Here is a 10,124-nt window from a genome sequence, read left to right as displayed (position 1 = left end):
GCCCGCAACACCAGCCCGTCCGGCGTTTGAGGACGAGCGCCGCAGGCGCGACGCGGGCGCAGCCCGCAAAGGGGGCCCGGGGGCGGAGCCCCCGCAGCGCAAGGCGACATGCAGCCCGTCCGGCGTTTGAGGACTCCGGCCGAAGGCCGGATGCGCGTCAGCCGACGCAAACGCACCATGAAGCCCGTCCGGCCCCTGAGGACGAGGCGCGCAGCGCCGACCCGCCGCCAGGCGTGGGGCACCCCCCGCAACACCAGCCCGTCCGGCGCCTGAGGACGAGGCGCGCAGCGCCGACAGCGGGGGTTCGGGGGCGGAGCCCCCGCAGCGGAAGGCGACCGGGGACCCGCGACAAGGGCGGCCGCCCACGACCGCCGAGGCCCCACATCTGCGAGGCTGACCCCATGCCCGTGATGCGCGACCTGCGTGCGCTGCTCAAGCTCGACGGTTTCCGCAAACTGCTCACCGTACGCCTGCTGTCGCAGCTCGCAGACGGCGTGTTCCAGATCGCCCTGGCGACCTACGTCGTGTTCTCCCCCGAGAAGGAGACCTCCGCCGGCGCCATCGCCTCCGCGATGGCCGTGCTGCTCCTGCCGTACTCCCTCGTCGGCCCCTTCGCCGGCGTACTGCTCGACCGCTGGCGCCGCCGCCAGGTACTGCTCTACGGCAACCTCGTACGCGCGGGGTTCGCGGCCGCCACCGCGGCGCTCATCGCCGCGGGCGTGCCGGACTGGCTGTTCCTGCTCTCCGCCCTGTGCGTGACCGCCGTCAACCGCTTCATCCTCGCCGGGCTCTCCGCCTCCCTGCCCCGCGTCGTGGACACCGACGACCAGCTGGTCATGGGCAACTCCATCTCCCCCACGGCCGGTACCCTCGCCGCCACCTCCGGCGCCGTGGTCGGCTTCGCCGTCAGCCTGACGGGCCCCGAGGGCTCCGCCGCCGACGCGCTCACGATGCTCGCCGCCGCGGCCGTCTACGTCTGCGCCGGGCTCGCGTCCCTGCGGATCGCCCGGGACCGGCTCGGTCCGGACGCGGACGTCATCCAGCCCAGGGTCCTCGCCGCCGTCGCGAGCACCGCCCGCGGCCTCAAGGACGGCCTACGGCATCTGGCGGAGCGCCCCGTGGCGTCCCGGACGCTGCTGTCGATGACCCTGATGCGCTTCTGCTACGGCGCGCAGACCGTGACGGTGCTGATGCTCTGCCGGTATGCCTGGACGGACGACAACGACGAGGCGATGGCCCTGCTGGGCCTCGCGATCGGCCTGTCGGGCGCCGGGTTCTTCGTCGCGGCCGTGGTGACGCCGTGGGCCGCGGCCCGCTTCGGACGGCTGGGCTGGATCGCACTGTGCTCGGCGTTCGCCGCCGTGGTGGTGCTCACGCTGGGAATGCCGTTCGCCCGCGAGTCGGTCATGGCCGCCGCGTTCCTGCTGGGGCTGGCCACCCAGGGCGCGAAGATCGCCACCGACACCGTGGTGCAGAGCACCGTGGCGGACGACTACCGCGGCCGGGTGTTCTCCCTGTACGACATGCTCTTCAACATCGCGTTCGTCTCGGCCGCCGGAGTCTCCGCCCTGATGCTCCCTGCGGACGGCCGCTCGCACGTCCTGCTCCTGGCGATCGCCGCGCTCTACGCGGTCATCGCGTGGGCCATGTTTCACGTGAAACATGACGCCGAGCAGCTCGCCCCGGCCCATGTTTCACGTGAAACATGACCCCGCGGCGGAGGACCAGGACCGCCCTCAGGACTGCTCCTGCACCGCCCACCACTCACGCAGCGCCGCGACCGCCGCCTCGTGCTCCATCGGACCGTGCTCCAGCCGCAGCTCCAGCAGATGCTTGTACGCCTGGCCCACCGCCGGCCCCGGAGCGATCCCGAGGAGCTTCATGATCTCGTTTCCGTCGAGATCCGGCCGGATCGCGTCCAGCTCCTCCTGCTCCTGCAGCACCTCGATCCGGTCCTCCAGCCCGTCGTACGCCCGCTGCAGGGCGCCGGCCTTGCGCTTGTTGCGGGTCGTGCAGTCCGAGCGGGTCAGCTTGTGCAGCCGGTCCAGCAGCGGGCCCGCGTCGCGCACATAGCGCCGCACCGCGGAGTCCGTCCACTCGCCCGTGCCGTAGCCGTGGAACCGCAGATGCAGCTCCACGAGCCGCGACACGTCCTTGATCAGGTCGTTCGGGTACTTGAGCTTCGCCATCCGCGCCTTGGTCATCTTGGCGCCGACCACCTCATGGTGGTGGAACGAGACCCGCCCGTCCTTCTCGAACCGCCGCGTGCGCGGCTTGCCGATGTCGTGCAGCAGCGCCGCCAGCCGCAGCGTGAGGTCCGGCCCCTGCTGCTCCAGGGCGATGGCCTGCTCCAGCACGGTCAGCGAATGCTCGTACACGTCCTTGTGCCGATGGTGCTCGTCCCGCTCCAGCCGCAGCTTCGGCAGCTCCGGCAGCACGTGCGCGGCCAGCCCCGTCTCGACCAGCAGCTTCAGCCCCGCGCGCGGATGGGCGCTCAGCAGCAGCTTGTTCAGCTCGTCACGGACCCGCTCGGCGGAGACGATCTCGATCCGCTCCGCCATGTCCGTCATCGCCGTCTGCACCTCGGGTGCGACCTCGAAACCCAGCTGGGCGGCGAACCGGGCGGCCCGCATCATCCGCAGCGGATCGTCGTCGAACGACTGCTCGGGCGTACCGGGCGTGCGCAGCACCCGCGCGGCCAGATCCTCCAGGCCGCCGTGCGGGTCGATGAACTGCTTCGCGGGGAGCGCCACCGCCATCGCGTTGACCGTGAAGTCGCGGCGGACCAGGTCCTCCTCGATGGTGTCGCCGTAGGACACCTCGGGCTTGCGGGAGGTGCGGTCGTACGACTCCGAGCGGTACGTCGTGACCTCGATCAGGAAGTCCTGCGCGTCCGCGCCGCCGCCGGCCGTCTTGCGGCACCCCACGGTGCCGAACGCGATGCCGACCTCCCACACCGCGTCCGCCCACGGCCGCACGATGCGCAGCACGTCCTCGGGCCGGGCGTCGGTGGTGAAGTCCAGATCGTTACCGAGCCGGCCCAGCAGCGCGTCCCGCACCGACCCGCCGACGAGCGCCAGCGTGAACCCGGCCGCCTCGAAACGGCGGGCCAGGTCGTCGGCGACAGGGGAGACCCGCAGCAGCTCGCTCACCGCGCGGCGCTGGGCCTCGCTGAGCTGCCGGTGCTGCGGGTCGGGGCTGCTGCCCCCGGGGGTCAGATCGTCGTTCGGCACAACAGAACAGGGTACGGGGCTTCACCCGCGCCCGGGTCCACACACCCCCTCACGCCCGCCGGCCAAACGCACACACTCCACGCATGTGATCCGCGGGCACCCTCACCGGTGGTATCTCGTTACCATCAGGGGTCCGGGGCCTGCTCCAGGCCGAGCAACGACGAGGACGGGCGAAGTGCGCGTGGCCGAGGCGGCAGACAACCACGGGACCACCCCCAGCCCTGTCCGCCGGCTGTGGCGCGCACCGCGGGCCCGCCGGCGGCAGCTGGCCGCGCTGGTGGCCGCCCTGCCGGTGTTCGCCGGGCTCCTCCAGCTGCCCGCCGCTCAGCCGGCCGAGGCCGCCCCCACCGGCTCCCGCGCCGTCGACGTCTCCGTCAACCGGGTGGCCCCGCTGGTCCCCGCCGCGGACGACACCGTCACCATCTCCGGCACGCTCACCAACAAGGGCAAGGACAAGATCTCCGACGCCCGCGTCGGGCTGCGTATGACCGGCGCGCCGCTGGACAGCCGCAGCGCCATCACCGACGCGGCCAAGCGCAAGGACTTCACCTGGCAGGAGGACGGCAACGAGGTCGGCGGCCCGGGCGTGAAGGAGCTGAAGAACGGGCTCGCCCCCGGTGTCACCATCCCCTTCTCCCTCCGCGTCCCCGCCAAGGACCTGCCGACCGACGGCCCCGGCGTCTACCAGCTCGCCGTCACCGTCTCCGGCACCACCCCGGACGACCAGCTGGAGTCCGTACGCGGCATCGAGCACACCTTCCTGCCCTGGCAGCCCTCCGAACGCTCCACCCGCACCGGCCTCACCTTCCTCTGGCCGCTGATCTCCACGCCCCAGCTCAGCGCCCGCACCGACCCCGACGACGTACAGACCCCGTACTTCGTCAGCGACACCCTGGAGCGTGAGCTGCAGCCCGGCGGCCGGCTCCAGGTGCTCCTCGACCAGGGCCGGGACCTCCCCGTCACCTGGGTGATCGACCCGGATCTGCTGGCCAGCGTCAACGCCATGACCAGCAAGCACTGGGTGATCGACGAGAACGGCAACGAGGTCGCCGGTACGAAGGAGGCCCAGGAGACCGCCCGGGCCTGGCTGAAGGAGCTCCAGGAGGCCGTACAGGGCGGCGAGGTGATCGCCCTGCCGTTCGCCGACACCGACCTCGCCTCCATCGCGCACCGCGCCGACCGCTCCGCCACCACGCTCAAGCAGCTCCGCGAGGCCACCGAACTGGCCGCGACGACCGTGGAGAGCGTGCTGCAGGTCCCCGCCCGTACCGACTTCTCCTGGCCCGTCGCCGGAGCGCTCGACCCGGCCGTCGTCGACATCTCCGACGAGGGCGGCGCCGACAAGGTCATCGCCCGCAGCGACAGCCTGCGCGAGAGCCCCGACCTCAGCTACACGCCCACCGCCGCCCGCCCCATCGCCGGCGACCAGACCGCCGTCGTCTCCGACGCCACGCTCTCGCGGCTCTTCGAGGGCGACATGGTCGACGGTGACAAGTCGGCGCTGGCCGTGCAGCAGTTCCTCGCGCAGACCCTGATGATCACCCTGCAGGCGCCGAACAAGGCACGCAGCATCGTCGTGGCACCGCAGCGCACCCCGACCGCCTCCCAGGCGCAGACCATGGCGGAGGCCCTGCGCGGGCTGTCCCAGCAGTACTGGACCACCGGCGAGACCCTCACCGAGGCCGCCGAGGAGACGCCGGACCCCCAGGCCAACCGCACCGTCCCGGCCGCCTCCCGCTACCCGAAGAAGCTGCGGGCGCAGGAACTCAGGTCCGACACCTTCGCCGCCATCCGCAGGACCCAGCAGGAGCTGGACGACTTCCAGGTCGTACTCACCGAGCCGGTGCGCGTCATCGCGCCCATCGGCAACGCCCTGAAGCGCGAGCTGTCCAACCAGTGGCGCGGTGACCCGAACGGCGCAACGGCCTACCGCGCCGCCGTCGCCGACGAACTGGACAAGCTCACCGGCTCCGTCCAGCTGATCGACAAGACCGACCTGACGCTCTCCGGCAACACCGGCGTGATCCCGGTCACCGTCCAGAACAACCTCGTCCAGGACGTCAAGGGCCTGAAGGTCCGGCTGACCTCCAGCAACGACCAGCGGCTGCAGATCGTCACCGGCGAACAGGTGGTCACCGTCGCCGGCGGCCGCAGCACGACGGTGAAGTTCGAGACCAAGGCCAAGGCCAGCGGTCCGTACACGATCACCGCGCAGCTCTTCACACCCGACGGCCGGACGTTCGGCACGGCGAAGACCTTCAAAGTCGAGGTAACGTCAATCACCTCGACGGTGCTGCTCGTGATCGGCGTCGGGATCCTGCTGGTCGTCCTCGCCGGCGTGCGGATGTACTCCCAGCGCAAGCGGGCCGCCGCCACCGAGGACTCACCCGGCGAGTCCGGTGTGGAGGACGATCGGACGGGCAGCAGCGATGACACCGGTCCTGCTGCCGGTGCCCCGACGGGCACAGGTGAGAAGGTGGACCGCTAGACAAGGGTCTGCCAAGAAGAGGTTGGGGTGGCGATGAACGCGCCGTACGACGGTGACCGGGCGCAGGGCACGGGCGGTGATCCGACGGGTCAGCCCCCGACACCCGACCCGGACCACGCGAACGCCCCGGGCCGCCCTGTCCAGGGGGAGCCCTGGTCGTCCTCCCAGCCGGCCGACGCGTACGGACCCACCCCGCAGCAGAGCCCCTACGGCGCGGCCCCGCAGCCGGACCCGTACGACCCCGCCGGCTACCCCGCGCAGCAGCAGACCCCGCAGCCCGGGCCGTACCAGCAGCCGGAGCCCTACGCGCAGCCGGACGCCTACCAGCAGCCCACCGCGTACCAGCAGCCGGACGCGTACCAGCAACCCGAGCCCCACCAGCAGCCGGACGCCTACCAGCAGCCCGCCGCGTACCAGCAGCCGAGCACGTACCAGCAGCCCGCGGCGTACCAGCAGCCCGACCCGTATCTGCAGGGCGCCTACACCCAGGACCCCTACCAGCAGCCGGACCCCCTCACCGACGCGCTGTACGACCGCGCCGCGCACCCCCCGCCGCCGCCCGGCAGCCAGCCCCCGGCGCAGCCGCTGTACATGCCGCCGCCCACCCCGCAGCACGCCCCGGACCCGCGGCTGTACGCCTCGCCGCCCGCCCCTGAGCCCGACGGCCCCGGGCGCTATCTGCCGTACGGCGACGCCTCCGAGCAGAGCCGCTACCTCGGCGTCGACGACCTGATGACCGAGGCGGCCGAGCCGCAGCCCCAGCCGGACGCCTTCGCACACCTCTACCGCGACCAGGACTCCACGCCGCAGCAGCCGCCCAGGCCCGAGCAGCCGGCCGCCGTGCCGCCGCAGCGCAAGGGAGGCAAGGTGAGCAGCCTCGCGAAGTCCAGCGCCGTGATGGCGGCGGGCACCCTGGTGTCCCGTCTGACCGGCTTCCTGCGCCAGCTGCTGCTCGTCGCCGCGCTCGGCACCGCCGTCCTCGGCGACACGTACAACGTCGCCTTCACGCTGCCGACGATGATCTACATCCTCACCATCGGCGGCGGCCTGAACTCCGTGTTCGTCCCCCAGCTGGTCCGTGCGATGAAGAGCGACGAGGACGGCGGCGAGGCCTATGCCAACCGCCTCCTCACCCTCGTTGCGGTCGTCCTGGGCGGCCTGGTGCTGGTGTCCGTGCTCGCGGCCCCGCTGCTGGTGCGCCTGATGTCGGTGAGCATCGCCGACAATGCCGAGGCCAACTCGGTGGCCGTGGCGTTCGCCCGCTACTGCCTGCCCACCATCTTCTTCATGGGCATCCACGTGGTGATGGGCCAGATCCTCAACGCCCGCGGCAGCTTCGGCCCCATGATGTGGACGCCGGTCCTCAACAACATCGTCGTCATCGGCACCTTCGCCCTCTTCCTGTGGGTGTACGGCACGAGCAGCTCCTCCGGCCTGACGACGGCCACGATCCCCGACGAGGGCATCCGCCTGCTGGGCATCGGCACGCTGCTCGGACTCGTCGTCCAGGCGCTCGCGATGATCCCCTACCTGAGCGCCTCGGGCTTCCGGGTGCGGCCGCGGTTCGACTGGAAGGGCCAGGGCCTGGGCAAGGCCGCCAGGCTCGCCAAGTGGACCGTCTTCTTCGTCCTCGCCAACCAGGCGGGCATGCTCGTCGTCACCCAGCTCGCCACCTGGGCCGGCAGCAACGCCGCCGCCGACGGCCACGAGGGCTCCGGCATCCTCGCGTACCAGAGCGCCCTGCTGATCTGGCAGATGCCGCAGGCCATCATCACCGTTTCGGTGATGGCCGCGCTGCTCCCGCGGATCTCCCGCGCCGCCGCCGACGGCGAACCCCTCGCCGTCCGCGACGACATCTCCCACGGGCTGCGGACGTCCGCGGTGGCCATCGTCCCCCTCTCGTTCGGCTTCCTCGCCCTCGGCATCCCGATGAGCCTGCTGCTGTTCGGCTCCTCCGGCACCGACGGCGCCCGCTCCATCGGTCTGGTCCTGATGGCGTTCGGCCTCGGCCTGATCCCGTTCTCGGTGCAGTACGTCGTGCTGCGCGGCTTCTACGCGTACGAGGACACCCGCACGCCCTTCTACAACACGCTCGTCGTCGCGGGCGTCAACGCCGCCCTGTCCGCCCTCAGCTTCCTGGTCCTGCCCGACCGGTACGCCGTCGTCGGCATGGCCGCCTCCTACGGCGTCGCCTACGCCGTCGGTGTGGGCGTCGCCTGGCGCCGGCTGAAGACCCGCACGGGTGATCTCGACGGCAACCGGGTGCTGCGCACGTACACCCGGCTCTCCCTGGCCAGCCTGCCCGCCACGCTCGTCTCCGGGCTGATCGCGCTCGGCCTGCTGCAGGCCCTCGGCAACGGCTTCTTCGGCGCCCTGTGCGCGCTGCTGCTGGGCGGCGCGGCGCTGCTCGGCCTGTTCTACGTCACGGCGCGCAGGCTGCGCATCGAGGAGCTCAACTCACTGGTGGGCATGGTCCGTGGCCGGCTCGGACGCTGACCCGATACCGGCGCCGGTGCAACCATCGGTGCCCGGCACGGGTCGTGGATAGCAGAAAACTGCGGGCACAATAAGCGGTAGCTCGAAGCGTGGGCCGGTGCGCACGACGACTGGGGAGGCAGGAACGACGGTGTCGGAACGGAGCACGGCGGCCCTCTCCCCGGACGGCCCCGACGACGCGGCAACCGCCCCCGATCTCTCGGCTTCGCTCGAGCAGGGGGTACCCCCATCGCCGGACACGGCAGACGCACAGACCGGCGCCCAGGACACGCCACCCGCTGAGGCCGAGACGCCGCCCGACGGGCAGGAACCGCCCGCCGCCGAGGCAGAGGCGGCGGACCCGACGGACGCGCCCGCGGCGAAGACACCGCCGCCGGAGCTGCACAGCGGGCACAAACTCGCCGGCCGCTACCGGCTGGAGGAATGCCTCACCCGCCTCGACGGCTTCAGCAGCTGGCGCGCCGTCGACGAGAAACTGCGCCGCGCGGTGGGCATCCACGTCCTGCCCGCGGACCACTCCCGCGCCACCCCCGTCCTCGCCGCCGCGCGCTCCTCCGCGCTGCTCGGCGACCCCCGCTTCGTCCAGGTCCTCGACGCCGTCGCCGAAGGCGACTTCTCCTACGTCGTGCACGAATGGCTACCCGACGCCGTCGAGCTGGACACGCTCCTCGCGGGCGGCCAGCCGCTGGAGGCCCACGAGGCCTACCAGCTCGTCCAGCAGGTCTCCCAGGCGATGGCCGCCGCGCACCGGGAGGGTCTGGCGCACCTGTGCCTCGCCCCCTCCGCCGTGCTGCGTACGTCCTCCGGCCAGTACCGCATCCGCGGCCTCGCCGTACAGGCGGCGCTGCGCGGCGTACGGGCCGACAAGCCGCAGCGCACCGACACCGAGTCCATCGGCGCCCTGCTGTACTGCTCCCTCACCGGCCGCTGGCCCTACGAGGAGGACGCGTACGGGCTCACCGGCCTGCCCAAGGGCAGCGGACTGCCCGCACCCGACCAGGTGCGCGCCGGCGTCCACCGCGGGCTCTCCGAGCTCGCCATGCGGGCCCTGGTGAACAACGGCGCCACGCCGACCCGGCTGGAGCCGCCCTGCACCACACCGGAGGAGCTGGCCGCCGCGCTCGCCGAGATGCCCCGCATCCGGCCCCCGGAGCCCTCCTACACCGCCCACGAGGCGTTCCACCCGACCCCGTACACCCGCGCCGCCGCCGGGCCGCAGAACGGCGTCCGGCGCAGCGGGCCGCCCACGGCGCCCGTACCCGCCCCGCCGGCGCTGCCCGGCCGGGCCGGCAAGGCGCTGAAGTGGGCCGTGTCCGCGCTGCTGATCGCCGCGCTCGCGCTCGGCAGCTGGCAGCTCGCCGACACCCTCATCAACCGCGGCGGCCAGTCCGACGACAACGCCGGCAACGAGCAGCAGTCCACCGTGGAGCGCCCCTCCGGCGACGACGGCGGAAAGCCCGTCACGATCAGGTCGGCGGACGACTTCGACCCGTACGGCACGGGCTCGGAGAGCCCCAGCGCGGTCCCGCTCGCCATCGACGGCGACGACTCCACGTCCTGGAACACCAAGGGCTACCGCAACTACGCCAAGCTCGGAAACCTCAAGCCCGGCGTCGGGCTCGTCATCGACCTGGGCAAGGCCCAGCGGGTGGGCAGCGTCCACGTCACCCTCGTCGGCGACACCGCCGTCTCCGCCATGGCCGCCCCCAGCGACGCCGGCGCGAAGCCCACGGACCTGTCGGGCTTCGCCCAGTTCGACTCCGGCAAAGGCAACGATCTGACACTGGAGCCGAAGAAGCCGTTGATCACGCGGTACGTTCTGGTGTGGCTCACGGAGCTGCCGAAGACCGACGACGGGCAGTTCCGGGGCAGGATCGCGGAGATCTCCGTCAAGAGCTGAGCGCACG

The 10,124-nt window shown here is 72.2% G+C and carries 5 protein-coding genes; 4 read left to right on the top strand and 1 reads right to left on the bottom strand.

Going from position 1 to position 10,124, the window contains the following annotated elements; all coding sequences use genetic code 11:
* Positions 1 to 401: 401 nt before the first annotated feature.
* On the top strand, positions 402 to 1,709 hold the full coding sequence (locus AB0M28_RS31690; protein ID WP_365412649.1) for an MFS transporter: 1,308 nt from the start codon (positions 402 to 404) through the stop codon (positions 1,707 to 1,709).
* 27 nt (positions 1,710 to 1,736) lie between these two features.
* On the opposite strand, the gene AB0M28_RS31685 is transcribed toward AB0M28_RS31690, so the two are convergent.
* Complete coding sequence (locus AB0M28_RS31685; protein WP_365412653.1) at positions 1,737 to 3,218, bottom strand: CCA tRNA nucleotidyltransferase; 1,482 nt, start codon at positions 3,216 to 3,218, stop codon at positions 1,737 to 1,739.
* A 196-nt stretch (positions 3,219 to 3,414) separates the two neighbouring features.
* Here AB0M28_RS31685 and AB0M28_RS31680 point away from each other — a divergent pair, with 196 nt between their 5' ends.
* The 3 genes from AB0M28_RS31680 (at position 3,415) to AB0M28_RS31670 (ending at position 10,117) form a co-directional block, all read left to right on the top strand.
* Entirely contained in the window at positions 3,415 to 5,721 is a 2,307-nt protein-coding gene (locus AB0M28_RS31680) for a DUF6049 family protein (RefSeq protein WP_365412647.1), read from the top strand.
* A gap of 33 nt (positions 5,722 to 5,754) precedes the next feature.
* The gene (gene murJ / locus AB0M28_RS31675) at positions 5,755 to 8,217 is read left to right on the top strand and encodes a murein biosynthesis integral membrane protein MurJ (RefSeq protein WP_365412651.1); all 2,463 of its coding nucleotides are present in this window, start codon (positions 5,755 to 5,757) and stop codon (positions 8,215 to 8,217) included.
* 130 nt (positions 8,218 to 8,347) lie between these two features.
* On the top strand, positions 8,348 to 10,117 hold the full coding sequence (locus AB0M28_RS31670; RefSeq protein WP_365412645.1) for a protein kinase family protein: 1,770 nt from the start codon (positions 8,348 to 8,350) through the stop codon (positions 10,115 to 10,117).
* Positions 10,118 to 10,124: the final 7 nt, after the last annotated feature.

Origin of the sequence: Streptomyces sp. NPDC051940 (assembly GCF_040680895.1) — a bacterium.
In the GTDB taxonomy this organism is placed as follows: Bacteria; Actinomycetota; Actinomycetes; order Streptomycetales; family Streptomycetaceae; genus Streptomyces.
Note: the sequence above shows the minus strand (reverse complement) of the source record. Positions and strands in the feature narration are given on the sequence as shown.

Excerpts from the sequence above, each read along its gene's own strand:
- murJ (WP_365412651.1), top strand. The coding sequence starts at position 5,755 with ATGAACGCGCCGTACGACGGTGACCGGGCGCAGGGCACGGGCGGTGAT.
- AB0M28_RS31690 (WP_365412649.1), top strand. The coding sequence starts at position 402 with ATGCCCGTGATGCGCGACCTGCGTGCGCTGCTCAAGCTCGACGGTTTC.